This is a genomic window from Streptomyces sp. SID3212 (genome assembly GCF_009865405.1).
Classification (GTDB): Bacteria; Actinomycetota; Actinomycetes; order Streptomycetales; family Streptomycetaceae; genus Streptomyces.
On the sequence record NZ_WWJY01000247.1, the window covers coordinates 1 to 25,037 of the forward strand.

The 25,037-nt window shown below is 71.5% G+C and carries 24 protein-coding genes and 1 riboswitch; of the genes, 19 read left to right on the forward strand and 5 right to left on the reverse strand.

All coding sequences use genetic code 11. The features are described 5' to 3' along the window. The 17 genes from GT042_RS07590 to GT042_RS38810 all read left to right on the forward strand — a co-directional run. Positions 1 to 1,496 (forward strand): DUF5941 domain-containing protein (locus tag GT042_RS07590; RefSeq protein ID WP_161307941.1); only part of this gene is annotated, 1,496 nt, incomplete at its 5' end. Next, complete coding sequence (locus tag GT042_RS07595; protein ID WP_161307942.1) at positions 1,493 to 2,242, forward strand: phosphocholine cytidylyltransferase family protein; 750 nt, start codon at positions 1,493 to 1,495, stop codon at positions 2,240 to 2,242. The genes GT042_RS07590 and GT042_RS07595, both read left to right, overlap by 4 nt. Next, complete coding sequence (locus tag GT042_RS07600) at positions 2,230 to 3,291, forward strand: iron-containing alcohol dehydrogenase family protein (RefSeq protein ID WP_161307943.1); 1,062 nt, start codon at positions 2,230 to 2,232, stop codon at positions 3,289 to 3,291. The genes GT042_RS07595 and GT042_RS07600 overlap by 13 nt, the downstream gene beginning before the upstream one ends. After that, complete coding sequence (locus tag GT042_RS07605; RefSeq protein WP_202532484.1) at positions 3,269 to 4,054, forward strand: CDP-alcohol phosphatidyltransferase family protein; 786 nt, start codon at positions 3,269 to 3,271, stop codon at positions 4,052 to 4,054. The genes GT042_RS07600 and GT042_RS07605 overlap by 23 nt, the downstream gene beginning before the upstream one ends. Positions 4,055 to 4,059: 5 nt before the next feature. Next, the gene (locus tag GT042_RS07610) at positions 4,060 to 4,932 is read left to right on the forward strand and encodes a glycosyltransferase (RefSeq protein ID WP_161307958.1); all 873 of its coding nucleotides are present in this window, start codon (positions 4,060 to 4,062) and stop codon (positions 4,930 to 4,932) included. A gap of 119 nt (positions 4,933 to 5,051) precedes the next feature. Continuing rightward, a complete protein-coding gene (locus GT042_RS07615; protein ID WP_161307944.1) occupies positions 5,052 to 5,981 on the forward strand; it encodes an ABC transporter permease in 930 nt (309 codons plus the stop codon). Next, positions 5,974 to 6,762 carry an ABC transporter ATP-binding protein gene (locus tag GT042_RS07620; protein ID WP_161307945.1) on the forward strand — a complete coding sequence of 263 codons (789 nt, stop codon included), beginning with the start codon at positions 5,974 to 5,976 and terminating at the stop codon, positions 6,760 to 6,762. The genes GT042_RS07615 and GT042_RS07620 overlap by 8 nt, the downstream gene beginning before the upstream one ends. A 539-nt stretch (positions 6,763 to 7,301) precedes the next feature. Further along, entirely contained in the window at positions 7,302 to 8,222 is a 921-nt protein-coding gene (gene hpnC / locus GT042_RS07625) for a squalene synthase HpnC (RefSeq protein ID WP_161307946.1), read from the forward strand. A 26-nt stretch (positions 8,223 to 8,248) separates the two neighbouring features. Beyond that, the gene (gene hpnD / locus GT042_RS07630; RefSeq protein WP_202532486.1) at positions 8,249 to 9,169 is read left to right on the forward strand and encodes a presqualene diphosphate synthase HpnD; all 921 of its coding nucleotides are present in this window, start codon (positions 8,249 to 8,251) and stop codon (positions 9,167 to 9,169) included. A 130-nt stretch (positions 9,170 to 9,299) separates the two neighbouring features. After that, positions 9,300 to 10,688 (forward strand): hydroxysqualene dehydroxylase HpnE, encoded by a 1,389-nt coding sequence (gene hpnE / locus GT042_RS07635; RefSeq protein WP_161307948.1) that lies wholly within the window; start codon positions 9,300 to 9,302, stop codon positions 10,686 to 10,688. Positions 10,689 to 10,741: 53 nt separating this feature from the next. After that, positions 10,742 to 11,800, forward strand: a complete 1,059-nt coding sequence (locus tag GT042_RS07640) for a polyprenyl synthetase family protein (RefSeq protein WP_161307960.1) — start codon at positions 10,742 to 10,744, stop codon at positions 11,798 to 11,800. 128 nt (positions 11,801 to 11,928) lie between these two features. Next, a complete protein-coding gene (gene shc, locus GT042_RS07645; RefSeq protein WP_161307949.1) occupies positions 11,929 to 13,932 on the forward strand; it encodes a squalene--hopene cyclase in 2,004 nt (667 codons plus the stop codon). Then, positions 13,932 to 14,564, forward strand: a complete 633-nt coding sequence (locus GT042_RS07650; RefSeq protein ID WP_161307950.1) for a 1-hydroxy-2-methyl-2-butenyl 4-diphosphate reductase — start codon at positions 13,932 to 13,934, stop codon at positions 14,562 to 14,564. Before shc ends, GT042_RS07650 begins: the two co-directional genes overlap by 1 nt. Positions 14,565 to 14,569: 5 nt before the next feature. Further along, the gene (gene hpnH, locus GT042_RS07655; RefSeq protein ID WP_161307951.1) at positions 14,570 to 15,589 is read left to right on the forward strand and encodes an adenosyl-hopene transferase HpnH; all 1,020 of its coding nucleotides are present in this window, start codon (positions 14,570 to 14,572) and stop codon (positions 15,587 to 15,589) included. Between the two features lie 85 nt (positions 15,590 to 15,674). Further along, positions 15,675 to 17,060, forward strand: a complete 1,386-nt coding sequence (locus GT042_RS07660; RefSeq protein WP_161307952.1) for an aspartate aminotransferase family protein — start codon at positions 15,675 to 15,677, stop codon at positions 17,058 to 17,060. A gap of 136 nt (positions 17,061 to 17,196) precedes the next feature. Then, positions 17,197 to 17,772 carry an XRE family transcriptional regulator gene (locus tag GT042_RS07665; RefSeq protein WP_161307961.1) on the forward strand — a complete coding sequence of 192 codons (576 nt, stop codon included), beginning with the start codon at positions 17,197 to 17,199 and terminating at the stop codon, positions 17,770 to 17,772. Between the two features lie 47 nt (positions 17,773 to 17,819). Further along, positions 17,820 to 17,942 carry a DUF6126 family protein gene (locus tag GT042_RS38810; RefSeq protein WP_237530559.1) on the forward strand — a complete coding sequence of 41 codons (123 nt, stop codon included), beginning with the start codon at positions 17,820 to 17,822 and terminating at the stop codon, positions 17,940 to 17,942. A gap of 21 nt (positions 17,943 to 17,963) precedes the next feature. On the opposite strand, the gene GT042_RS07670 is transcribed toward GT042_RS38810, so the two are convergent. Further along, entirely contained in the window at positions 17,964 to 18,776 is an 813-nt protein-coding gene (locus GT042_RS07670; protein WP_161307953.1) for a tyrosine-protein phosphatase, read from the reverse strand. A gap of 374 nt (positions 18,777 to 19,150) precedes the next feature. After that, positions 19,151 to 19,312, forward strand: a riboswitch (cyclic di-AMP (ydaO/yuaA leader). A gap of 4 nt (positions 19,313 to 19,316) precedes the next feature. Between GT042_RS07670 and GT042_RS07675 the strand changes: the two genes are divergently transcribed. Together GT042_RS07675 and GT042_RS07680 are read left to right on the forward strand one after the other, a co-directional pair. Beyond that, positions 19,317 to 20,228 (forward strand): LysM peptidoglycan-binding domain-containing M23 family metallopeptidase, encoded by a 912-nt coding sequence (locus tag GT042_RS07675; RefSeq protein ID WP_161307954.1) that lies wholly within the window; start codon positions 19,317 to 19,319, stop codon positions 20,226 to 20,228. A gap of 159 nt (positions 20,229 to 20,387) precedes the next feature. Next, a complete protein-coding gene (locus GT042_RS07680) occupies positions 20,388 to 21,221 on the forward strand; it encodes an SGNH/GDSL hydrolase family protein (protein ID WP_161307955.1) in 834 nt (277 codons plus the stop codon). Here the strand turns inward: GT042_RS07680 and GT042_RS07685 are convergent. The 4 genes from GT042_RS07685 to GT042_RS07700 all read right to left on the reverse strand — a co-directional run. Continuing rightward, positions 21,176 to 22,069 carry an STM4011 family radical SAM protein gene (locus GT042_RS07685; RefSeq protein WP_161307956.1) on the reverse strand — a complete coding sequence of 298 codons (894 nt, stop codon included), beginning with the start codon at positions 22,067 to 22,069 and terminating at the stop codon, positions 21,176 to 21,178. The genes GT042_RS07680 and GT042_RS07685 overlap by 46 nt on opposite strands. 8 nt (positions 22,070 to 22,077) lie before the next feature. Further along, a complete protein-coding gene (locus GT042_RS07690; RefSeq protein WP_161307957.1) occupies positions 22,078 to 23,487 on the reverse strand; it encodes an STM4012 family radical SAM protein in 1,410 nt (469 codons plus the stop codon). Next, entirely contained in the window at positions 23,484 to 24,296 is an 813-nt protein-coding gene (locus GT042_RS07695) for an STM4013/SEN3800 family hydrolase (protein WP_161307962.1), read from the reverse strand. The genes GT042_RS07690 and GT042_RS07695 overlap by 4 nt, the downstream gene beginning before the upstream one ends. 49 nt (positions 24,297 to 24,345) lie before the next feature. After that, the coding region (locus GT042_RS07700) for an STM4014 family protein (protein ID WP_202532488.1) at positions 24,346 to 25,037 on the reverse strand (692 nt) is incomplete at its 5' end.

Genomic DNA, 25,037 nt, shown 5'->3' on the forward strand with positions numbered 1-25,037 from the left:
GGGTCGCCGCCGCGCTCGACGCCGAGGGCACCCCCGTACAGCGCCCCGAACTGGGCTCGCTGGTCGCCGCCGTCCCGCTCGACACCGCCTCCCACCAGGAGGCCGCCGCCGCCACCGCGGCCGTCGACGACGAAGCCGTACGGCTGCGCTCCGCCGTGAAGGCCCGCGACGGCTTCTTCACGACGTACTGCGTCAGCCCCTACTCCCGCTACCTCGCCCGCTGGTGCGCCCGCCGCGGCCTGACGCCCAACCAGGTCACCACCGCCTCGCTGGTCACCGCGCTGATCGCGGCGACCTGCGCGGCCACCGGCACCCGGGGCGGCTACGTCGCCGCCGGAGTGCTGCTGCTCTTCTCCTTCGTACTGGACTGCACCGACGGGCAGCTCGCCCGCTACTCGCTCCAGTACTCCACGATGGGCGCCTGGCTGGACGCCACCTTCGACCGGGCCAAGGAGTACGCCTACTACGCGGGCCTCGCCCTGGGCGCCGCCAGGAACGGCGACGACGTATGGGCCCTCGCGCTCGGCGCGATGATCCTCCAGACCTGCCGCCACGTCGTCGACTTCTCGTTCAACGAGGCGAACGCCGACGCCACGGCCGCCACCTCCACCGGCAAGGCCGTCGTCGGGACCCCCACCGCCGCGCTCTCCAGCAAGCTCGACAGCGTCGGCTGGACCGTCTGGGTGCGCCGGATGATCGTGCTCCCGATCGGCGAGCGCTGGGCCATGATCGCCGTCCTGACCGCCCTGACCACCCCGCGTGTCGTCTTCTACGCCCTCCTCGTCGGCTGCGGATTCGCCGCCTGCTACACCAGCGCCGGCCGCATATTGCGCTCGGTGACCCGCAAGGCGGTCCGCACCGAACGCGCCGCGCAGGCCCTCGCCGACCTCGCCGACTCCGGCCCGGTGGCCGAGACCGTCACCCGGCTGCTGGCCCGCCTCAAGGCCTACCCCCCGTTCGGCCTGCGCCCGTTCGTCGCCTTCGCCGGCGGCGCCCTGCTGGTGGCCGCCGCCTGCTTCGAACCGTTCGGCAGCTCCTGGGTGGTCCTGGCCGCCGCGCTGTACGCCGTACTCGCCGGCGCCGCCGTCACCCAGCCCCTCACCGGCGCGCTCGACTGGCTCGTCCCGCCGGTGCTCCGGGCCGCCGAGTACTCCACCGTCCTCGTCCTCGCCGCGCGTTCCGAGGTGAACGGAGCGTTGCCCGCGGCTTTCGGGCTGGTGGCGGCCGTCGCCTACCATCACTACGACACGGTGTACCGCATCCGCGGCGGCACCGGCGCCCCGCCCCGCTGGCTGGTCAGGAGCACAGGCGGACACGAGGGCCGCACCCTGGTCGTCACCGCCCTCGCCGCCGTCCTCGGGACGCGCGGCACGGACTTCCCCGTGGCCCTGACGGTGCTCGCGACCGTCGTGGCGCTGGTCGTGCTCCTGGAGTCCATCCGCTTCTGGGTGTCGGCCGGAGCCCCCGCCGTACATGACGAAGGAGAACCCGCATGATCGGCCTCGTACTGGCCGCCGGTGCCGGACGGCGTCTGCGCCCCTACACCGACACGCTCCCGAAGGCCCTCGTGCCCGTGGACCCGGAAGGGGAGGGGACCCTCACGGTCCTCGACCTGACCCTCGCCAACTTCGCCGAGGTCGGCCTGACCGAGGCGGCCGTCGTCGTCGGCTACCGCAAGGAGGCCGTGTACGCCCGCAAGGCCGCCCTGGAGGAGACGTACGGCATCCGGCTCACCCTCATCGACAACGACAAGGCCGAGGAGTGGAACAACGCCTACTCCCTCTGGTGCGCCCGTGACGTCCTGGCGAAGGGCGTGATCCTCGCCAACGGCGACACCGTCCACCCCGTCTCCGTCGAGAAGACCCTGCTCGCCGCGCGCGGCGAGGGCCGGCGGATCATCCTCGCCCTCGACACGGTCAAGCACCTCGCCGACGAGGAGATGAAGGTCGTCACGGAGGGCACCAAGGGGGTGCGCCGCATCACCAAGCTGATGGACCCGGCCACCGCCACCGGTGAGTACATCGGCGTCACGCTGATCGAGGCCGAGGCCGCCGCGGACCTCGCCGACGCCCTGCGGACCACCTTCGAGCGCGACCCCGACCTCTACTACGAGGACGGCTACCAGGAACTGGTCGACCGCGGCTTCACCATCGACGTGGCGCCCATCGGTGACATCCCCTGGGTCGAGATCGACAATCACGCCGACCTCGCGAAGGGCCGTGAGATCGCGTGCCAGTACTGACCCGGCTGATCCCCTCCCCGGTCTCCGTCGACATCCGCCGCGGCGCGATGGACGACCTGGCCGGGCTCCTCGCCGACCAGCGCATCTCCAGCTCCGGACGGCTCGCGTTCGCGATCAGCGGCGGGTCGGGGGCGGCGCTGCGCGACAAGCTGGCGCCGGTCCTGCCCGACGCCGACTGGTTCGCCGTCGCCGACGGCACCATCGACTCCGCCGTCCGGCTCGCCGACGGGATCAAGGGCAAGCGGTACGACGCCGTCGTCGGCCTCGGCGGCGGCAAGATCATCGACGTGACGAAGTACGCGGCGGCCCGCCTCGGCCTGCCGATGGTGGCGGTCGCCACCAACCTGGCGCACGACGGCATCTGTTCACCCGTCGCCACCCTCGACAACGACAACGGCCGCGGCTCCTACGGCGTGCCGACCCCGATTGCCGTGGTCATCGACCTCGACGTCATCCGGGACGCGCCCGTCCGCTTCGTCCGCTCCGGCATCGGCGACGCCGTCTCCAACATCTCGGCCATCGCCGACTGGGAGCTGTCCCACCGGACCAACGGCGAGCCCGTCGACGGCCTGGCCGCCGCCATGGCCCGCACGGCCGGCGAGGCGGTGCTGCGCCACCCCGGCGGCGTCGGCGACGACCTGTTCCTGACGGTCCTCGCCGAGGCGCTGGTCCTCACCGGCATCGCCATGTCGATCAGCGGGGACACCCGCCCCTCGTCCGGCGCCTGCCACGAGATCAGCCATGCCTTCGACCTGCTCCACCCCAAGCGCTCCGCGCTCCACGGCGAACAGGTCGGCCTCGGCGCCGCCTTCGCCATGCACCTGCGCGGTGCCCACGAGGAGTCGCGGCTGCTCGTCGAGGTCCTGCACCGGCACGGACTGCCCGTCCTGCCCGAGCAGATCGGCTTCACCGTCGACGAGTTCGTACGGGCCGTGGCCTACGCGCCGCAGACCCGTCCCGGCCGCTTCACGATCCTCGAACACCTCGACCTGTCCACCGATCAGATCAGGGACGCGTACGCCGACTATGCCAAGACCATCAGTAGCTGAACTCCGTCCCGTCGTCCACCCCGACGGAGTGAAGGACCGGCGCAGCGGGGAGCACTGGGCCGGGCGCATGTACATGCGGGAGATCTCGCTGCACATCGACCCGTACCTGGTGAACACCCGGATCTCGCCCAACCAGCTCACGTACCTCATGGTGGTCGTGGGCGTCATAGGCGGCGCGACACTGCTCGTGCCGGGGCTCACCGGCGCGATCCTCGCGGTGGTCCTCTTCCAGGTCTACCTGCTGCTCGACTGCGTCGACGGCGAGGTGGCCCGCTGGCGCAAGCAGACCTCGATCACCGGTGTCTACCTCGACCGGGTGGGCCACTACCTGTGCGAGGCGGCCCTGCTGGTCGGCTTCGGGGTGCGCGGCGCGGACGTCTTCCACGACAACGGCGCGTCCACCAACTGGCTGTGGGCCTTCCTCGGCACCCTCGCCGCGCTCGGCGCGATCCTGATCAAGGCCGAGACGGACCTGGTCGACGTGGCCCGCCAGCGCAGCGGCCTGCCGGCCGTCAAGGACGAGGCGTCCGTGCCCCGTTCGTCCGGTCTGGCGGTGGCCCGCCGCGCGGCGGCCATGCTCAAGTTCCACCGGCTCGTCGGCGGGATCGAGGCCAGCCTCTTCATCCTGGTCGTCGCGATCATCGACCAGGCGCGGGGCGATCTGTTCTTCACCCGCCTCGGCATCGCGGTCCTCGCCGGCATCGCCCTCGTCCAGACCCTGCTCCACCTGGTCTCCATCCTGGCGTCCAGCAGGCTGAAGTGAGCGACATGCGGCTCGGCGCGGTGATCATCACGATGGGTGAGCGCCCCGGCGAACTGCGTGCGCTCCTCGACTCGGTCGCCCGCCAGGAGGGCGACCCGGTCGACGTCGTCGTGGTCGGGAACGGCGCCCCGGTGGGGCCCGTTCCCGACGGGGTACGCACGGTCGAACTGCCCGAGAACCTGGGCATCCCGGGTGGCCGCAACGTCGGCATCGAGGCCTTCGGCGCGGCCGGCTCGGAGGTCGACGCGCTGCTCTTCCTCGACGACGACGGTTCGCTTCCCCTCACGGACACGGCCCAGTTGGTACGGGAGGCGTTCGCGGCCGATCCCGTCCTCGGCATCGTCAGCTTCCGGATCGCCGACCCGGAGACCGGACTGACGCAGCGCCGGCACGTCCCGCGCCTGCGCGCGTCCGACCCGCTGCGGTCGTCCCGGGTGACGACCTTCCTCGGGGGCGCCAACGCCGTACGGACGAAGGTCCTCGCGGAGGTCGGCCCGCTGCCGGACGACTTCTTCTACGCGCACGAGGAGACCGATCTCGCCTGGCGGGCGCTGGACGCCGGCTGGATGATCGACTACCGCGCGGACCTGGTGCTGCACCATCCGACGATGCCGCCGTCCCGGCACGCGGTCTACCACCGCATGGTGGCCCGCAACCGGGTCTGGCTGGCCCGCCGCAACCTCCCCGCCTTGGTCGTGCCGCTCTATCTGGGGGTCTGGCTGCTGCTGACCCTGCTCAGGCGGCCGTCGAGAACGGCCCTCAAGGCATGGTGGGGCGGGTTCCGGGAGGGCTGGTCCACCCCGTGCGGACCACGGAGGCCGATGAAATGGCGTACGGTCTGGCGACTCACCAGGCTGGGCCGTCCACCGGTCGTCTGAGATGCTCGGACTCTGAGAGCATCTGGGGTCTGAGAACATCTCATGTCCTGTCCCCGCGGCCTGGCCGTCCGTGCCGGTGCCCGATCGTCTGCGCATCTTGAACACGAAAGTTTCAACTTGTGAGTGAGACAACCCATGACGGTGCGATCGCGATGAGCGCCCCGCCGTCTCCCGACGACCGTCTCTCCCCGGCGGAGGTCGCCGCCAAGTACGGCCTGGCGGTGAGCGGGGCGCGCCCCGGACTGGCCGAGTACGTGCGGCAGTTGTGGGGTCGCCGGCACTTCGTCCTGGCCTTCTCCAGCGCGAAGCTCACGGCCCAGTACAGCCAGGCCAAGCTCGGCCAGCTCTGGCAGGTGGCGACCCCGCTGCTCAACGCGGCCGTCTACTACCTGATCTTCGGCCTGATCCTCCAGAGCAGCCGGGGCATCCCGTCGGAGGTCTTCATCCCGTTCCTGGTGACCGGGGTGTTCGTCTTCACCTTCACCCAGAGTTCGGTGATGGCCGGGGTGCGGGCCATCTCGGGCAATCTGGGGCTGGTCAGGGCCCTGCACTTCCCCCGGGCCGCCCTACCGGTCTCGTTCGCGCTCCAGCAGCTCCAGCAGCTGATGTACTCCATGATCGTGCTGGTGGTCGTGGCGGTGTCGTTCGGCAGCTATCCGTCGCTGAGCTGGCTGCTGATCCTGCCCGCGCTGGCCCTCCAGTTCGTGTTCAACACCGGCCTCGCGCTGATCATGGCGAGGCTGGGCAGCAAGACCCCGGACCTCGCGCAGCTGATGCCGTTCGTGATGCGTACGTGGATGTACGCGTCGGGTGTGATGTTCTCCATTCCCGTGATGCTCAGGGACAAGCCGGCCTGGATCGGGGACGTCCTCCAGTACAACCCGGCCGCGATCTACATGGATCTGGTCAGGTTCGCGCTGATCGACGGCTACGGCTCGGAGAATCTGCCCGCGCACGTCTGGATGGTCGGTCTGCTCTGGGCCGTGGTCCTGGGCGCCGGGGGCTTCGTGTACTTCTGGAAAGCTGAGGAGCGGTACGGCCGTGGCTGACATCGAAAAGGGGCGCACCCCCACCGTCATCGCCGACGACGTGCACATCGTCTACCGGGTCAACGCCGGTGGCGGCGGCCGGGGCAGTGCCACGGCGGCGCTGAGCCGGATCGTCCGCCGGGAGAAGGAGAAGGGGGAGTCCCGCGGGGTCCGCAAGGTCCACGCCGTCCGGGGCGTCACCTTCACCGCCTACCGCGGCGAGGCGATCGGCCTGATCGGCACCAATGGCTCCGGCAAGTCGACCCTGCTGCGGGCCATCGCCGGACTGCTGCCGACCGAGCGCGGGAAGGTCTACACCGACGGCCAGCCCTCGCTGCTCGGTGTGAACGCGGCGCTGATGAACGACCTGACCGGCGAACGCAACGTGATCCTCGGCGGTCTGGCCATGGGCATGTCGCGCGAGGAGGTCCGCGAGCGCTACCAGCAGATCGTGGACTTCTCCGGCATCAACGAGAAGGGCGACTTCATCACCCTTCCCATGCGGACGTACTCCTCCGGCATGGCGGCCCGGCTGCGGTTCTCCATCGCCGCCGCCAAGAACCACGACGTCCTGATGATCGACGAGGCGCTGGCCACCGGCGACCGCAAGTTCCAGATCCGCTCCGAGCAGCGGATCCGCGAGCTGCGCAAGGAGGCGGGCACGGTCTTCCTGGTGAGCCACAGCAACAAGTCGATCAGGGACACCTGTGACCGCGTGCTGTGGCTGGAGAAGGGCGAGCTGCTCATGGACGGCCCCACCGACGAGGTCATCAAGGCGTACGAGAAGGAGACGGGCAAGTAGTCCGTCGGTCCGTCCCCCACCGTGCCCCTCAGCCCGACGCGGCCCCCGCCGGAACACCACGGCGGGGGCCGCGCCATGACGGGGGCCCGGCGCGCCCCCGGCGATCCCCGGCCGGCCGGGAGCATCATGGCGTGCGGGGTTTCACCGGGGCGGGACCGGGCAGGCCGGGTGCGGCCACCGGCCGTTTTCGTCAAACGTCGGTCAAGTCGGCCGGGTCGGGGGAAGGTTGACCGGCATTGCGATGTTCTTGTTATGCGCTCAACACCCCCGCGTGTTCCTCTTCGTTGTACAACGTAAGCTGTGCGGGTGCTGATTCGTGGCATGTGGGGCGATTCCCCCGGGGGGCGTCCTGCCCACCGGTGACCTTCGGGCGCAGGGGAGCCCAGGTGTACGGGAGTGCGGAGGGACTGGGCCGAGCGGGCGGCGTGTCCGAAATGGGATGTATTGGGTCGGCAGTGTAGAACGGGAGATGTGACGGCAATGACGGAAAATCTCCAGATTCGCGAGGGTTTCGCCGTCCTTGCACCGGGAAGCTCGCAGTGACGGGCACCCCACAGGTGCGCCCCGACGCCACCTCGCGGACGACGCTGGACAAGGCCGCGGACGAGAACTTCCCCGTGGCGCCGTTCTTCCTGCCCCGCGCCTGGCGCGACGACCTGATGGCGGTCTACGGCTTCGCCCGGCTCGTCGACGACATCGGCGACGGGGACCTCGCGCCCGGCGGCGGCGACGCCCGCCACCTCGGTGTCGACCCCGGGCAGGCCGACGACCGGCTCGTGATGCTCGACGCGTTCGAGACCGACCTGCGGCGCGTCTTCGACCCGGCGGGACCCGCCCCCCGTCATCCGCTGCTGACGGCGCTCGTCCCGACCGTACGGAACGCCTCGCTCACACCCGAGCCGTTCCTCGGCCTGATCGGCGCCAACCGCCAGGACCAGCTGGTACGGCGCTACGAGACGTACGACGACCTCCTCGCGTACTGCGAACTGTCCGCGAACCCGGTCGGCCGGCTCGTCCTGGCGATCAGCGGCACCGCGACCCCGGAGCGTCTCCGCCTCTCCGACGCCGTCTGCGCAGCACTCCAGATCATCGAACATCTCCAGGACGTGACCGAGGACCTCGGGCGCGACCGGATCTACCTGCCCGCCGAGGACATGAAACGGTTCCGCGTCACCGAGGCGGACCTCGCCGTCCCCAGCGCGGGCCCCGCCGTGCGCCAGCTGGTGGCCTACGAGGCCGAACGGGCGGGGCAGCTGTTGAATGAAGGCACCCTGTTGGTGGGTAGCGTCCACGGCAGACTCCGTCTGCTGCTCGCGGGATTTGTGGCCGGAGGGCGCGCCGCCCTCGCTTCGATCGCGGCCGCCGGGCACGATGTGCTCCCCGGACCGCCCAAACCCACCAAGCCGCGTCTGCTGCGCGAAGTGGGAGCTGTCTTGCGACGAGCGCACAGAGAGGGGTGAGCCGGAACGTGGAGGGACAGACGCCGATGTCCGCGCCGGTATTGGCGGCCTACAGCTACTGCGAGGCCGTCACAGGCCAGCAGGCCCGCAATTTCGCCTACGGCATCAGGCTGCTGCCGACCGACAAGCGGCAGGCCATGTCCGCGCTGTACGCCCTCTCCCGGCGGGTGGACGACATCGGCGACGGCACACTGGAACCGGCGGCCAAGCAGGCCAGGCTGGAGGACACCCGTGTGCTCCTGGACCGGATCAGGGAAGGCGCCGTCGACGAGGACGACACCGACCCCGTCGCCGTCGCGCTCGCCGACGCGGCCCGCCGCTTCCCCATCCCCGTCGACGGGCTCGACGAGCTGATCGACGGTGTCCTGATGGACGTCCGCGGCGAGACGTACGACACCTGGGACCAGCTCAAGGTGTACTGCCGGTGTGTCGCGGGCGCCATCGGACGCCTCTCGCTCGGCGTGTTCGGTACGTCCCCGGGCGCCCCGGGCGCCGAGCGCGCGTCCGAGTACGCCGACACACTGGGCCTCGCGCTCCAGCTGACGAACATCCTCAGGGACGTACGCGAGGACGCGGGCAACGGCCGTACGTACCTGCCGTCCGACGACCTCGCCAAGTTCGGCTGCTCCGCGGGCTTCCACAGCAACACCCCCGCCCCCGGGGCCGACTTCGCCGGGCTCGTGCACTTCGAGGTCCGCCGCGCGCGGGCCCTGTTCGCCGAGGGCTACCGGCTGCTGCCGCTGCTCGACCGGCGCAGCGGCGCCTGTGTCGCCGCCATGGCCGGCATCTACCGCAGGCTCCTCGACCGCATCGAGCGCGACCCCGAGGCCGTGCTGCGCGGGCGTGTCTCCCTGCCGGGACACGAGAAGGCGTACGTGGCGGTCCGCGGCCTCTCGGGGCTCGACGCCAGGAACGTCACCCGGCAGACGGTCAGGAGGCGCGCATGACGTGCGACAACACTTCGGAGGGCTCCCGGGCCGGTACGAGCGGCACCCCGGTGCCGACGGCCGGGCCGGCCGTGTCAACCATCCGCCGGTCCGACGCGTCCCTGACTGCGACACTCCGAGGGGAGCAGGCATGACCACAGCCGACGGCACGCGGTCCCGGCACGCGGTCGTGGTCGGCGCGGGACTCGCCGGGACCACCGCCGCGCTCCAGTTCGCCGACGCCGGACTGGACGTGACCCTGGTCGAGGGCCGGCCCCGTCTCGGCGGCCTCGCCTTCTCCTTCCGCCGGGGCGACCTCGACATCGACAACGGCCAGCACGTGTACCTGCGCTGCTGCACCGCGTACCGCTGGTTCCTCGACCGGGTCGACGGCGCCGCGCTCGCCCCGCTCCAGGACCGCCTGGACGTGCCCGTCCTGGACGTCGGCACGCCCGGCGGGCCGCGCCTCGGCCGGATCCGCCGCAACGGCCTGCCCGTACCGCTGCACCTCGCCGCGGGACTCGCCGCCTACCCGCACCTCTCCCTCGCCGAGCGCGCCTCCGTGGGACGCGCCGCGCTCGCCCTCAAGCGGCTCGACCCCGCCGACCCGGCGCTGGACGGGATCGACTTCGGCACCTGGCTCGGCCGCCACGGCCAGTCCGCCCGGACGATCGAGGCGCTCTGGGACCTGGTGGGCGTCGCCACCCTCAACGCCACCGCGCCGAACGCCTCCCTCGGGCTCGCCGCGATGGTCTTCAAGACCGGACTGCTCTCCGAGCCCGGCGCCGCCGACATCGGCTGGGCGCACGTCCCCCTCGGCGAGCTGCACGACACACTGGCCCGCAAGGCCCTGGACTCCGCCGGCGTACGGACGCAGCTGCGTACCCGCGTCCACTCCGTCACCCGGGCGGAGCACGGCGGCTGGCACGTCGAGGTGGACGGCGAGCGCCTCGACGCGGACGCCGTCGTCCTCGCCGTACCCCAGCGCGAGGCACACGCGCTGCTGCCCGAGGGCGCCCTCGACGACCCCGACCGGCTGCTCGACATCGGCACCGCGCCGATCCTGAACATCCACGTCGTCTACGACCGCAAGGTCCTGCGCCGGCCGTTCTTCGCCGCCCTCGGCAGCCCGGTCCAGTGGGTCTTCGACCGTACGGCCGCCTCCGGACTCCAGGAGGGCCAGTACCTGGCCCTCTCCCAGTCCGCGGCCGAGGACGAGATCGACACCCCTGTCTCCGCCCTGCGCACGCGCTACCTGCCGGAGCTGGAACGATTGCTCCCGGCGACCAGGGGCGCGGAGGTACGGGACTTCTTCGTCACCCGCGAGCGGACCGCCACCTTCGCCCCCACCCCGGGCGTGGGCCGGCTGCGGCCGGGGGCCCGTACCCGCGCACCCGGCCTCTACCTGGCCGGCGCGTGGACCGCCACCGGCTGGCCCGCGACCATGGAAAGCGCGGTCAGGAGCGGCTTCAGCGCCGCCGGCGCGGCCCTGGCCGAGCTGGGCGCCCGCCACGCACACCCGCTGGAGGAGGCGGCATGAGCCCGAGCACCGCCCCCACGAGTACTGGAACAAGAGGAGAGACCGTGCCGACCGTGCCCCCGGCGAACCCGGCTGTCGACACCGCCGACGTCTACGCACTGCTGGAGCGCGGACGGAGCATGTCGACCCCCGTGCTGCGCGCCGCGGTCGACCGGCTGGCCCCGCCGATGGACACCGTCGCCGCCTACCACTTCGGCTGGATCGACGCCGACGGCAGGCCCGCCGACGGCGACGGCGGCAAGGCCGTGCGCCCGGCGCTCGCGCTGCTCTCCGCCGAGGCCGCCGGCGCCGACCCCCGTACGGGCATCCCCGGCGCGGTCGCCGTGGAACTGGTCCACAACTTCTCGCTGCTGCACGACGACCTGATGGACGGCGACGAGCAGCGCCGCCACCGCGACACCGTCTGGAAGATGCACGGCCCCGCCCAGGCGATCCTCGTCGGCGACGCGCTCTTCGCGCTCGCCAACGAGGTGCTGCTGGAGCTCGGCACGGTCGAGGCGGGCCGGGCGACCCGCCGGCTGACCACCGCCAGCCGCAAACTGATCGACGGCCAGGCCCAGGACATCTCCTTCGAGCACCGCGAACGGGTCACCGTCGAGGAGTGTCTGGAGATGGAGGGCAACAAGACCGGCGCCCTGCTCGCCTGCGCCGCCTCCATCGGCGCGGTCCTCGGCGGCGCCGACGACCGGACGGCCGACACGCTGGAGGCGTACGGCCACCACCTCGGCCTCGCCTTCCAGGCCGTGGACGACCTGCTGGGCATCTGGGGCGACCCGGGGGCCACCGGCAAGCAGACCTGGAGCGACCTGCGCCAGCGCAAGAAGTCCCTGCCGGTCGTCGCCGCGCTCGCGGCGGGCGGTCCGGCGTCGGAACGGCTCGGCGAACTGCTCGCCGCCGACGCCAAGAGCAACGACTTCGAGCGTTTCTCGGAGGAGGAGTTCGCCACCAGGGCGGCCCTGATCGAGGAGGCGGGCGGCCGGGAGTGGACCTCGCAGGAGGCCCGCAGGCAGCACACCGTCGCCATCGAGGCCCTGGACGGCGTGGACATGCCGCAACAGGTCAGAGCGCGGCTCACCGCACTCGCCGACTTCGTCGTCGTACGAAAGAGATGATCATTATTCCCATATGCCTCGCAGTCGCCGTCCACGGCCCCTAGGGCACAGCCCTCGCGGCAGCCCGACCGGGCATGGACGACGGAGACCCCAGCACAGCAGATGCACCACTGCAAGAAGGGGAAGCCATGACAGCGACGACCGACGGAAGCACCGGGGCCGTGGGACCCCGCGCAGCCGCGGCCAGTGAACCGACCGACACGACTACCGCCGCGGCGGGCGACCTCCTGGTGGCCGCCCGGCGGGCCACCGCACGATCCGTCGAGCACCTGCTCGGCCAACAGGACGCCCAGGGGTGGTGGAAGGGCGACCTGGAGACGAACGTCACCATGGACGCGGAGGACCTGCTGCTCCGTCAGTTCCTCGGGGTCCAGGACCCGCGCACCACCGAGGCCGCGGGCCTGTTCATCCGCGGCCAGCAACGCGCGGACGGCACCTGGGCCACCTTCTACGGCGGCCCTCCCGAACTCTCCGCCACCATCGAGGCGTACGTGGCCCTGCGGCTCGCCGGGGACAGCCCGGACGACCCGCACATGAAACGCGCCGCCACCTGGGTACGGGAGCAGGGCGGCATCGCCGCCGCCCGCGTCTTCACCCGGATCTGGCTGGCCCTCTTCGGCTGGTGGAAGTGGGACGACCTCCCCGAACTCCCCCCCGAACTCATCTTCTTCCCCAAGTGGTTCCCGCTCAACATCTACGACTTCGGCTGCTGGGCCCGGCAGACCATCGTGCCGCTCACCATCGTCTCGGCGAAGCGGCCCGTGCGGCCCGCCCCGTTCCCGCTCGACGAGCTGCACACCGACGCCGGCGCCCCCAACCCCGTCAAGCCGCTGGCACCCGTGGCCAGTTGGGACGGCATGTTCCAGCGGCTCGACAAGGTCCTCCACGCGTACCACAAGGTGGCGCCGCGGCGCGTCCGCAGGACCGCGATGAACGCGGCCGCCCGCTGGATCATCGAGCGGCAGGAGAACGACGGCGCCTGGGGCGGGATCCAGCCGCCCGCCGTCTACTCCGTGATCGCCCTGCACCTCCTCGGCTACGACCTGGACCACCCGATCATGCGCGCGGGACTCGAATCGCTCGACCGGTTCGCCGTGTGGCGCGAGGACGGCGCGCGGATGATCGAGGCCTGCCAGTCCCCGGTCTGGGACACCTGTCTGGCCACCATCGCCCTCGCCGACGCGGGCGTGAGCCCCGACCACCCGGCGCTGGTCAAGGCGGCCGACTGGATGATCGCCGAGGAGATCTCCCGGCCGGGGGACTGGGCCGTACGCAGACCCGAACTCGCCCCCGGCGGCTGGGCCTTCGAGTTCCACAACGACAACTACCCGGACATCGACGACACCGCCGAGGTGATCCTGGCGCTGCGCCGGGTCAGACACCCGGCGCCCGCGCGGCTCGACGCGGCCGTCGAGCGCGGTACCCGGTGGACGCTCGGCATGCAGTCCAGGAACGGGGCGTGGGCGGCGTTCGACGCCGACAACACCAGCCCGTTCCCCAACCGGATGCCGTTCTGCGACTTCGGTGAGGTCATCGACCCGCCGTCCGCCGACGTCACCGCGCACGTCGTGGAGATGCTCGCGTACGAGGGCATGGCCCAACACCCCGACACCCGCAGGGGCATCGAGTGGCTCCTCGCGGAACAGGAGGCCTCCGGTGCCTGGTTCGGCCGCTGGGGCGTCAACTACGTGTACGGCACCGGCTCGGTGGTGCCCGCCCTGACCGCCGCCGGGCTGCCGGTCACCCACCCCGCGATCCGCCGGGCCGTCCGCTGGCTCGAATCCGTGCAGAACGACGACGGAGGCTGGGGCGAGGACCTGCGCTCGTACCGCGAGGAGAAGTGGATCGGGCACGGTGTCTCCACCGCCTCCCAGACCGCGTGGGCGCTGCTGGCGCTCCTCGCGGCCGGCGGGCGGGAGAGCGCGGCCGTCGAGCGGGGTGTCGCCTGGCTCGCCGAGACCCAGCGCGAGGACGGCTCCTGGGACGAGCCGTACTTCACCGGCACCGGCTTCCCGTGGGACTTCTCCATCAACTACCACCTCTACCGGCAGGTCTTCCCGCTCACGGCTCTCGGCCGGTACGTCAACGGCGAGCCCCTGGCCAGCGGCGCGATCAGCCGCAAGGGGAGCTGATGGACGAGCCCTTCGGTCTGCTGATCGCCTGCGCCCTGGGCATCGAGCGGTTCGCGCTGCGCAGCGGCGGACGCGCCGACGCGGCCGGTCCCGTGACCGTCCTGCGGACGGGGATGGGACCCAAGAACGCCGAGCACGCGGTGGCACGCGCGCTCGGCGGGGCCAGGCACAGGGACGCGGCCGTCATCGCGTCCGGCTTCTGTGCCGGTCTCGCCCCGGGGATGAACCCCGGGGACCTGATCGTCGCCGACGAGACCCGGGGAGCCGGTGGCTCCACGCCCTGTACGGCCACCGGGCTGCTCGTCGAGGCGCTGACACGCGCAGTACCGGGACACGCGGTCCACACCGGACCGCTGACCGGCTCCGATCATGTGGTGCGCGGCGAGGAGCGGGTCGCGCTGCGCGCCACCGGGGCGGTCGCGGTGGACATGGAGTCCGCCACGACACTCCGTACCGCTCTGCGTTCCGGACCCCGTCCGGTTGCGGCCGTCCGGGTGGTCGTGGACGCTCCGGAGCACGAGCTCGTCCGGATCGGCACGGTGCGCGGTGGAATATCAGCTTTCCGTGTTCTTCGTGCCGTCCTTCCAGCTTTTTATGAATGGCACCGTTCTTTGCTGCTCCCCAGGAGGTGAGCTAGATGGCCATGCCGCTTCGCCAGACCATCAGGGTCGGGACTTATCTGGCTGAACAGAAGCTCAGAAAGCGGGAGAAGTTCCCGCTCATCGTCGAGCTCGAACCACTGTTCGCCTGCAATCTGGCCTGTGAGGGCTGCGGCAAGATCCAGCACCCGGCCGGCGTGCTCAAGCAGCGGATGCCCGTTGCCCAGGCGGTCGGCGCGGTGCTGGAGTCAGGGGCGCCGATGGTCTCCATCGCCGGCGGCGAGCCGCTGATGCACCCACAGATCGATGAGATCGTCCGGCAGCTGGTGGCCAAGAAGAAGTACGTCTTCCTGTGCACCAACGCGATGCTGATGCGCAAGAAGCTCGACAAGTTCACCCCGTCGCCGTACTTCGCGTTCGCCGTGCACATCGACGGGCTGCGGGAGCGCCACGACGAGTCCGTCGCGAAGGAGGGGGTGTTCGACGAGGCGGTGGCGGCCATCAAGGCGGCCAAGGCGGCCGGTTTCCGGGTGACCACCAACTCGACCTTCTTCAACACCGACACCCCGCAGACCATCATCGAGGTGCTCAACTACCTCAATGACGACCTGAAGGTGGACGAGATGATGATCTCGCCCGCCTACGCCTACGAGAAGGCCCCCGACCAGGAGCACTTCCTGGGCGTCGAACAGACGCGGGAGCTGTTCAAGAAGGCGTTCTCCGGCGGCAACCGCAGGCGCTGGCGCCTCAACCACTCGCCGCTCTTCCTGGACTTCCTCGAAGGCAAGGCCGACTTCCCCTGCACGGCCTGGGCCATCCCGAACTACTCCCTCTTCGGCTGGCAGCGCCCCTGCTACCTGATGAGCGACGGGTACGTCCCGACGTACCGGCAGCTCATCGAGGAGACCGACTGGGAGAAGTACGGGCGCGGCAAGGACCCCCGGTGCGCCAACTGCATGGCGCACTGCGGCTACGAGCCGACGGCCGTCCTCGCCACCATGGGCTCCCTCAAGGAGTCCCTGCGGGCGGTCCGCGAGACGGTCGGCGGAACGCGCTGACGCAGGCTCCTTCCCCCGCCGCCGCCGGCCCGTCCGGCGGCGGTGGGGGCTCAGGCGGCCCGTCGACGCGGAAGGGGAACACCGAATGACCAAAGACTTCGACCTGACACGGCTGCTCGCGGAGCGCGGCGCCGAGCGGTACGACCTGCACACGAAGCACCTCAACCACCAACTCCCGCGCATGCTCCACACCATCGGCTTCGACCGCGTCTACGAACGGGCCGAGGGCGCCTACTTCTGGGACGCGGACGGCAACGACTACCTGGACATGCTCGCCGGTTTCGGCGTGATGGGGCTCGGGCGTCACCACCCCGTCGTACGGAAGGCGCTGCACGACGTCCTCGACGCCTCGCTCGCCGACCTCACCCGCTTCGACTGCCAGCCGCTGCCCGGGCTGCTCGCCGAGAAGCTGCTGGCCCACAGCCCGCACCTGGACCGGGTGTTCTTCGGCAACAGCGGTACGGAAGCGGTCGAGACGGCGCTCAAGTTCGCGCGGTACGCCACCGGCCGCCCCAGGATCCTGTACTGCTCCCACGCCTTCCACGGGCTGACCACCGGCTCGCTGTCCGTCAACGGCGAGGACGGCTTCCGGGACGGCTTCGCGCCGCTGCTGCCCGACACGGCGGTCGAGATGGGCGACCTCGACGCGCTGGAGCGCGAGCTGAAGCGCGGCGACGTCGCCGGGTTCGTGATCGAACCGATCCAGGGCAAGGGGGTGTACGCGCCGCCGCCCGGCTTCCTGCGCGGCGCGCAGGAGCTGCTGCGCCGCCACAAGAGCCTGCTCATCGTGGACGAGGTGCAGACCGGCCTCGGCAGGACCGGTGACTTCTACGCGTACCAGCACGAGGACGGGGTCGAGCCCGACCTCATCTGCGTGGCCAAGGCGCTGTCCGGCGGCTACGTGCCCGTCGGCGCGACCGTCGGCCGGGACTGGATCTTCAAGAAGGTCTACTCGTCGATGGACCGGGTGCTGGTCCACTCGGCGAGCTTCGGCTCCAACGCGCAGGCGATGGCGGCGGGCCTGGCCGTCCTGTCGGTGATCGAGGACGAGCAGATCGTCGCCAACGCGCGGGTCACCGGCGACCTGCTCAGGACGCGGCTGGCGGCGCTCGTGGACCGCTACGAGCTGCTGCACGAGGTGCGCGGGCGCGGGCTGATGATCGGGATCGAGTTCGGCCGGCCGACCTCGATCAAGCTGCGGGGGCGCTGGACCATGCTCCAGGCCGCCCGCAAGGGGCTCTTCGCCCAGATGGTGGTCGTACCGCTGCTCCAGAAGCACCGGATCCTCACCCAGGTCTCCGGCGACCACCTGGAAGTGATCAAGCTGATTCCGCCGCTGACGATCGGCGAGCGGGAGGTCGAGCGCTTCGTGGACGCCTTCACCGCCGTGATGGACGACGCGCACGACGGGGGCGGGCTCATGTGGGACTTCGGCAGGACGCTGGTGAAGCAGGCCGTCGCCAACCGGTAGCCGTCGGCGCCGGCCGCGCTCGGTGGTTTGCCTCGGAGGCAAAAAAGTTGCCTCCGAGGCACGTTCCTGGCGCAATGGAGGCATGAACACGCCTGAGGGCGCGGTTCCGGGCCGGTCCGGCGAACTGCCGGACATCATGCCGGACACCCTGCCGGAAACGCTCCCCGATGTCGCGCCGCGCCTGCGCGAGCTGCGCCGCGACCGCCGGCTCACGCTGGAGACCGTCGCCGCGCGGGCGGGGCTGTCCCCCGCCCACCTCTCCCGGCTGGAGACCGGCCGGCGCCAGCCCTCGCTGCCGATGCTGCTGGCCCTGGCCCGTATCTACGGCACGACGGTCGCCGACCTGCTCGGCGAGGCGCCCGCCGAACGCGATCCCATCGTCCGCGCGGGACGCCAGGAGCCGGTCGAGGCCGACGGCTGGACGTACCACCGCGCGGGCGGTTCCGGCCGGGCCATGCAGCCGCTGCGGGTCGTGGTGCCGTACGGGGCGCAGGGCGACCTCGTACGCGTGCACCCCGGGGAGGAGTGGCTCTACGTCCTCGGCGGGCGGTTGCGGCTCGGCCTCGGGGACGCGGTGCACCTCCTCGGGCCCGGGGACAGCGCGCACTTCGACTCGCTCACCCCGCACCGGCTCGCCGCGGCGGACCGGGGCGGGACGGAGCTGCTGTTCGTGCACACCCTGCTCCAGAGCCCCGCCGCCGATCTGCACTGACCGCCTCGCCGATCTCCACCGACAGCCTTCGAGAAAGGTCCGACGCCATGCCGGAGAACAAGAAGAACCGCACCCTGCCCCGGGGGCTGGTCATCCGCCTCTTCGCCTACCTGATCGCAGGCCACCTCTTCGCGGGCTTTCTCTACCTGCTGTTCAGCGTCGGCTCCTAGGACGCCGCTCCCGCGCGCGTCCTAGGACGCGTCCAGCAGGCCCTCCCGCAGCCGTTCGCGGGTCTCCGGGGAGAGCCCTAGGCCCTCGGAGAGATAGCGGTCGGTGGAGCCCCACGTGGTCGTGATCGTGTCGAAGGCCGCTTCGAGGTACGCGGCGCGCGCGTCGAAAAGCGGACCGAGCAGCTCCATCACCTCCGCCGACGTCCCGGCGGGGGAGGTGTCGCTGCGGCGGACCTGGTAGCGGCGGCTCGGCTCGTTCGACTTGAGGTAGTCCTCTTCGATCGCGTCCCGCTCCACACCGACCGCGAGCAGCGACACCGCGACGGAGAGGCCGGCGCGGTCCTTGCCGGCCGCGCAGTGCATCAGCGCGGGGACGTTGTTGTCGGCGAGCGCGTGCAGGACCCTGCTGTGCTCGGCGGTACGGTCCCTGATGATCGTGCGGTACGAGTCGATCATCCGAGCCGCCGCCTTCCCGTCCGCGAGGAGCGAGCGCAGCTGGTCGAGGTCGCCGTCCCGGACCATCCGCCAGAACTCGGCCCCGTCCGCCGGGTCCGTGAGCGGGATGTTCACGTTCCGTACGCCGGGCAGCTCGATGTCCTCCCCGTCCAGGCGCACGTCGGCCGCGTTGCGGAAGTCGAAGACCGTGTGCAGGCCCAGCGACGCGAGATGGGCGGCGTCCGCCGGGGTGGCCCCCGCGAGGTGCCCGCTGCGGTAGAGCCGCCCGTACCGGACCTTCCTGCCGTCCGTGGTCGGCAGCCCGCCCACGTCGCGGAAGTTGCGTACCCCGGTCAGCTCCGGCTCGACCGGCGGCACGTGCGGCAGATTCTGGGTCACGGGCTGCTCCTCCGTGTCTGCCGTCGGCGCGGCTCGCCGACGATGTCGACTGCGACCCTACGACATGGCCCCTCGGGCAATTGGTGGCATCTGTCCGTATTGAGGCATTGCGACCAACCTGCCCCGATCGAGGGGGAGATGGTCCTCGGCTCGTGAGCAGGATCATATTCGTGACGGTGCGTGGCGGTGACCGAAAACGGAATTGCGTCGTCAGAAGGAAAGCGAAGATCGCATATCCACGCAGGGTGACCGGAAAGGCCGGAAGATATCGGAGCGTGCCCGAATGCGAGGTACCGGCGGCTTGTACCGGCCGTCCGCGTCGGCTTACGTTCACCCTCAATCCGAGCGGAACGCCTAATCCTGCCGCCGCCCGGAATTCGTACCCACCCACCATCCACGCGTGGCAGGAGCGGGGGACCCAGGTAGTACGCCGTTCCGTTTCCGCGGACGGCTCGGGGTGAAGTCGCGCGGCAACCGCGACCGGGCATCTCCAGCCCGAACCCGACAGCTCACCTCGTAGGCGCCGGAGAGGAATTCGCCATGCCCGCCAAGGGTAAGCACCGCCGTCCCAAGAGCAACCCGATCACCCGTGGATTCGTGCTGGCCGGAACGGGCGGAGCAGCAGTCGTGCTGCCGCTCATCGGCGCCACCGGGGCGCACGCCGCACCGGCCGCCGCCGGATCCGTCACCGCGTCCCCCGCGTCCGCCGTCCACGCCGCTCCCGCGTCCGTGACACGGGCAGCCGCCGCGAAGACCGCCGCGACCTACCGCGTGGTGTCCGGCGACTCCCTGTCGAAGATCGCCAAGAAGAAGAAGGTCGCGGGCGGCTGGAAGAAGCTGTACGCGGACAACAAGCGCGTCATCGGCTCCGACCCGTCGCTGATCCACCCCGGCCAGAAGCTGACCCTCGGCGCCAAGGCCCCCCTGTCCGACCGCGCCAAGGCCCCCACCACGGCCTCCCGCTCCGCCGAGCGCACCGCGCCCAAGAAGGCCGCGCCGGTGAAGAAGGCCGCCCCGGCGGCCGAGACGGCCGTGAAGAAGGCGTCCGCCTTCACGCTGCCGGTCTCCGGCATCCCCATCGGCACGCCGTACCACGCCTCGGGCAGCAACTGGTCGAGCGGCTACCACACCGGAGTGGACTTCCTGGCGCCCTCGGGCACCGTGGTGAAGGCCGTCGGCGCGGGGACCGTCGTGACCGCCGGTGCCGGCGGCTCGTACGGCAACCAGGTCGTCGTCCGGCACGCGGACGGGATGTACTCGCAGTACGCCCACCTGTCCTCGATCGCCGTCTCCGCCGGACAGACCGTCAGCGAGGGCCAGCAGCTGGGGCTCTCCGGTGCCACCGGCAACGTGACGGGCCCGCACCTGCACTTCGAGATCCGTACCGGCCCCGACTACGGCTCCGACGTCGACCCGCTGGCCTTCCTGCGCCAGCAGGGCGTCGTCATCTGATCCCTTCCGGGCTCTCCTCGGCCCCGCCCCGGTGATTCCTTTTCACCGGAGCGGGGCTATTCCCGTTTGAGCCAAACTTGACCGATGGCATATCTCACCCCGCGTCAATCTCTTCTTACGGTCGCGTAGGTCACATCCCCCGGTGAATGATGTGTCGCTGTGGCAGTCGATTCGAGAACAAGAAGACGTGGCACATTCGGGTCGTACGCAGCGCTCGGCGACAGTTTCACGGAGGGTGTGGGGGATCCGGGGCCCGACGGGACGTATGTGGGCTGGGCCGACCGGCTCGCCGTTCTGCTCGCCGACCAACTCCCGGTCCCCGGTGAGCCGGGAATGGGCGCGGACACCGTCCACGGCGATTTCCGGTACGCGAATCTCGCGATACGGGGCCGGCTGCTCGACCACATCGTCGAGGAACAGATTCCCAGGGCCCGTGAACTCGCCCCGGACCTGGTGACGTTCTGCGCGGGCGGCAACGACATCATCCGGCCGGGCTCCGACCCCGACGACGTCGCCGAGCGCTTCGAGCGGGCCGTCGCCGACCTGTCCGGCGCGGTCGGCACGGTCATGGTGACCACCGGCTTCGACCCCAGGAACGTCCCTGTCCTGCGGCATCTGCGCGGAAAGATCGCCACGTACACCGCGCACGTCCGGTCCATCGCCGACCGGTACGACTGCCCGGTCCTCGACCTGTGGTCGCTCAAGTCCGTCCAGGACCGGCGGGCCTGGGACAGCGACCGCCTCCACCTGTCGCCCGAGGGCCACACCCGGGTCGCGCTGCGCGCCGGGCAGGTGCTCGGCCTCGACGTGCCCGCCGACCCGGACCAGCCGTGGCCGCCGCAGGCGCCGCGCGGCACGTTCGAGGTGCGGCGCGACGACATCCACTGGGCCAGGGAGCACCTGGTGCCCTGGATCGGGCGGCGGCTGCGCGGCGAGTCCTCCGGAGATCACGTCGCGGCCAAGCGTCCTGACCTGCTGCCGCTCAAGTGCTGAGCGGTGTGGCCGGCCGGGACACGCTCCAGCACTCCGCCCGCGAACACGTCGTACAACGGCAGCGTCTCCAGGTGCACATAGCCGATGTGGCAGTCGCAGACGGCCAGCGGACAGCCCCGGGGGCCGAGGGCCGCGCGGTACGAACCGTCGTACAGGTTGCCCAGCTCGGCGCGGACGAAGTGGCAGCGCCGGACCGTACCGTCACCGTCCACGGAGATCACCGACTCGCCCGTGCGGCAGGGCAGTCCGGCCGAGCGGTGCGGATGGCGGCTGTACGGGAACAGCGGGTCGAGGTCCGTCCACCGGGCGGCCTCGTCGTCGCCGTACGTGTGCCCCTCGGCCGCGTTGATCCACAGGTAGACGTGCTCCGGCAGCTCCGCGCGGAGCCGGCGCGCGTGCTCCAGGTGCTCGGGCAGGCCGACCACGCCGACGCTGAACCGCACCCCACGGGCCGCCAGGTCATGGCACTTGGCGAGGAAACGGTCGTACGGCGTCTGTCCCGGGTGGTACGTGCACCAGAGGGCGAGCGTCTCCGGATCGGCGTCCGCCAGCCACTCGGTGCGACAGCTGAGGTTCGTCTGGACGGCGACCCGGCGGATGTGCGGCAGATGCGACAGCTCGGTGAGCGTGCGCCGGTACCAGGACCGCACCAGGCTCTCGCCCCAGGGGGTGAAGAGCACCGACAGCCGGTCGTCCGTTTGCTCGGAGGCCCAGGCGGCGAACCGGGCGAGGGCGGTCCGGTCGGCCCGTAGCTGCTCCCGGCTGTCCCGCCGCTTGGCGAACGGGCAGTACGGGCAGTCGTAGTCGCAGGACGCGAGGGGGCCGCGGTAGAGGATCGTCAGGTCCATCGCGGGACTCATTTCAGCGCGTACGCGGCCATCGCGGCCCGTACGGCGGGGGAGAAGAGCGCGGGGCCCAGGGCGTCGGAGTGCGCGAGGCCTTCGGGGGAGAGCCGCAGCAGGCCGGGGCCCGCACTCGCGTCGAGCCAGCCGTACGCCTCGAACCGGGCCAGTTCGGCCGGGAAGTCGTCGGCGGGGCCGCTGCCGAACCGCGCGCGGTAGCCGGCCGTCTCCATGCCCTGGGCCTGGAGCAGCGACTGGAGCAGGTGGCGGCGGCGGGCCTCGTCGCCGTCGCCGTCCATGCGGTGGCCCACCAGGGCGCGGGAGAAGTCCTTGGTCTCCGTGTACGTGTCGATGATGGTCCGGATCTCGCGCATCTCGACCGCGTAGTCGAAGGAGTAGTGCAGCCGCGAGGTGTACGAACGGGCACCGCAGCCCAGGCCGATCATGCCGTCCGTCTGGCAGGCGTGGTCGTCGGGCCCCTGCGCGGGTGATCCCGGGCGGCGGAACATCCGCATCGACACCTGCTCGTACCCCTCGGCGAGGAGATGGTCACGGCCCTGCCGGTAGAGGCGCAGCCGCCGCTCGTCCCAGGCGCTGTCGCTCTCCCGGTGGCCGCCGTCCGCGCCCGTCCTGCCGAGGCCGGTGAGCGGGCGTACGTACAGCGGATAGAGATACAGCTCCTCGGGGAGCCAGGCGAGCGCGGCGTCCAGGGAGTGGCGCCAGGACCGCTCGGTCTGGCCGTCGATGCCGTAGATCAGGTCGATGTTGAGGACGGGGATCCGGGCGTCGCGGATCCGGCCGAGCGCCGCCTCGACCTCGGCGCGGCGCTGCGGCCGTACCGCCGCCTTCGCCTCCGCGTCGACGAAGCTCTGCACGCCGATGCTCAGCCGGGTGGCGCCCCGGTCGGCGAGGACGGCGAGCCGGTCGGCGGTGGCCGTCGACGGGGACGTCTCGACCGACAGCGGAACGGCCCGCAGGTCGGCGCCCGTCCGCTTCTCGGCGATGTCGCACAGCCGCTCCAGCTCGCCCGCGTCGAGGAAGGTCGGGGTGCCGCCGCCGAACGCGGCGGCGGCGAACCGCAACGGCTCACTGTCGCCGAGCGCGTCCCGTACGGCGACCGCCTGCCGGTCCAGCGTGTCGAGGTAACGGGTGGTCAGCTCACCGGGCGCGCCGATCCGGGTGAAGAGATTGCAGAAGCCGCATCGCACCTCGCAGAACGGGATGTGGAGATAGAGGGAGAGCGCGTCCTTGCGCTCACCCGCCCACTCGTCGGCCAGCGCGGGGCGGTCGGGCAGCTCGCGGTACGCCGTCTTGTGCGGGTAGGCGTAGACGTAGCTCTGGTACGGGCGGGGGCGGAGCTGGCCGGACGGTTGGTGCCGGCGGGGCGGTCGGAGCTGGTCGGACGGTATGGGCTGATCGGTCATGAGTGGGCCCCCGGTTCCAGGAAGAAATGGGCGTACGGCACGGTCCAGACGCTGTCGTGGCCCAGCCGGTGTCCGGTCCAGCCGTCGTCGCCGTACGCCGTGCCGTGGTCGGAACAGACGATCGTGAAGCACCGGCGGCGGCTGCTCGCGGCGGCGAAGAGCCGCCCGATGTGCCGGTCGACGTATTCGAGGGCGGCCGCGTGGGTGGCGCGCGAGTCGCCCGCCTCGCGGGTGGCGCCGGGCAGATGGAACCAGTTGGGCTGGTGCAGCGCCGCCACGTTCACGAAGAGGAACAGCCGCCGCTCCGCGGGCAGGGCCGCGACCACCTCCTCCGCCCGGGCGACCTGCGCCTCGAACGACGTGGGGGAGGGCACGCCGAACTCCGGCTCCCAGTGGCTCTCCTGGAACAGGCCGGGGAGGACCGAACCGAGCGCGCCCTGCCGGTTGAAGAACCCCACCCCGCCCACGCACACCGTGCGGTAGCCGGCGGCGGCCAGGCCCGAGACCAGGTCCGGGGTGTCGAACACGAAGGTCCGGCCCGCGGTGGACTCGCTGCCCGCGAAACGCGCCGCGAACAGCCGCGGGTGCGGGCCCGGGGACGCGGGGGTGGGCAGGAACCCGGCGAACACCGCCTGGTGCGAGGCATACGTGAAACTGCCCGGGGCGTGCCTCTTCTCCCAGCGCCCGCCGGGGAGGTGGCGCGCGAGATGCGGGATCCGGCCCGCCGCGGCCAGCTCCTGCGCCACGTCGAAGCGCAGGGTGTCGAGAGTGACGAGAAGCAGGTCGTCCCGGCCCACGACGTCGTTCATGTCGGGGTTCTCGCCGGGGTCCGGGGCAGGGTTCACACCGAGGTGCGTGTCAGGCGCCGACACGGTCCCGCCCTCCCCGAGCCCCGGGGGCGTCCGCCAGGGCGGCGACCTGCGCCCCGTACGTGTCCAGGCCCTCGGCGCCGCTCCCCGGCAGGCCGGTCAGGCGTGGCAGGAGGTCGCCGAAGGCGTTCACCTCGCCGACCGCGAAACGCCGCCAGCCGGCGAAGGGCAGCAGGTCGACCCCCACGCAGTGGGTGCCGGGGAAGCAGGCCGCCGCCTGCTCGCAGATCGACAGCGCCTCGTCGAAACCGCTGCCCGCCGCGGCCGTCGCGGCGCGGGCGGCGTCGAGATCGCCCCGGGTCCCGCCCAGGTGCAGATTGGTCATGGGCGAGCGGCTGGTCCGTACGACCGCGTGGGTGGCGCGGCCCGCGACCACGACGACCCGCAGATCGGCCGCCCGGCCGTACTGCCCCGCCTTGGGGAGCCACCGCTCGATGTGCAGACCGTCGGGCGCGAGGGTGTCGACGATCGCCGCCACCTCGCGCTCGGAGGTGTACGACCGCACCCGGAGCGAGTTGAACAGCCGCCCCTCGGCGTCGCGCTCGACCGACGTCGTGGCACGGACCCGGCCGGGGCCGGCCGTCTCCACGGCCAGGACACCGGACGCCGACGAGCCGTGGGCCGGTTTGACGAAGGCGCGCCGCAGCCCGGCCTCCGCCATCAGGGCGCGCACGCCGGCCC

Coding starts and splice junctions, on each gene's coding strand:
- GT042_RS07595 (WP_161307942.1), top strand. CDS start 1,493: ATGATCGGCCTCGTACTGGCCGCCGGTGCCGGACGGCGTCTGCGCCCC.
- GT042_RS07605 (WP_202532484.1), top strand. CDS start 3,269: ATGCCAAGACCATCAGTAGCTGAACTCCGTCCCGTCGTCCACCCCGAC.
- GT042_RS07610 (WP_161307958.1), top strand. CDS start 4,060: ATGCGGCTCGGCGCGGTGATCATCACGATGGGTGAGCGCCCCGGCGAA.
- hpnD (WP_202532486.1), top strand. CDS start 8,249: ATGTCCGCGCCGGTATTGGCGGCCTACAGCTACTGCGAGGCCGTCACA.
- hpnE (WP_161307948.1), top strand. CDS start 9,300: ATGACCACAGCCGACGGCACGCGGTCCCGGCACGCGGTCGTGGTCGGC.
- shc (WP_161307949.1), top strand. CDS start 11,929: ATGACAGCGACGACCGACGGAAGCACCGGGGCCGTGGGACCCCGCGCA.
- GT042_RS07650 (WP_161307950.1), top strand. CDS start 13,932: ATGGACGAGCCCTTCGGTCTGCTGATCGCCTGCGCCCTGGGCATCGAG.
- hpnH (WP_161307951.1), top strand. CDS start 14,570: ATGGCCATGCCGCTTCGCCAGACCATCAGGGTCGGGACTTATCTGGCT.
- GT042_RS07660 (WP_161307952.1), top strand. CDS start 15,675: ATGACCAAAGACTTCGACCTGACACGGCTGCTCGCGGAGCGCGGCGCC.
- GT042_RS07665 (WP_161307961.1), top strand. CDS start 17,197: ATGCCGGACACCCTGCCGGAAACGCTCCCCGATGTCGCGCCGCGCCTG.
- GT042_RS38810 (WP_237530559.1), top strand. CDS start 17,820: ATGCCGGAGAACAAGAAGAACCGCACCCTGCCCCGGGGGCTGGTCATC.
- GT042_RS07675 (WP_161307954.1), top strand. CDS start 19,317: ATGCCCGCCAAGGGTAAGCACCGCCGTCCCAAGAGCAACCCGATCACC.
- GT042_RS07685 (WP_161307956.1), bottom strand. CDS start 22,069: ATGGACCTGACGATCCTCTACCGCGGCCCCCTCGCGTCCTGCGACTAC.
- GT042_RS07690 (WP_161307957.1), bottom strand. CDS start 23,487: ATGACCGATCAGCCCATACCGTCCGACCAGCTCCGACCGCCCCGCCGG.
- GT042_RS07695 (WP_161307962.1), bottom strand. CDS start 24,296: ATGAACGACGTCGTGGGCCGGGACGACCTGCTTCTCGTCACTCTCGAC.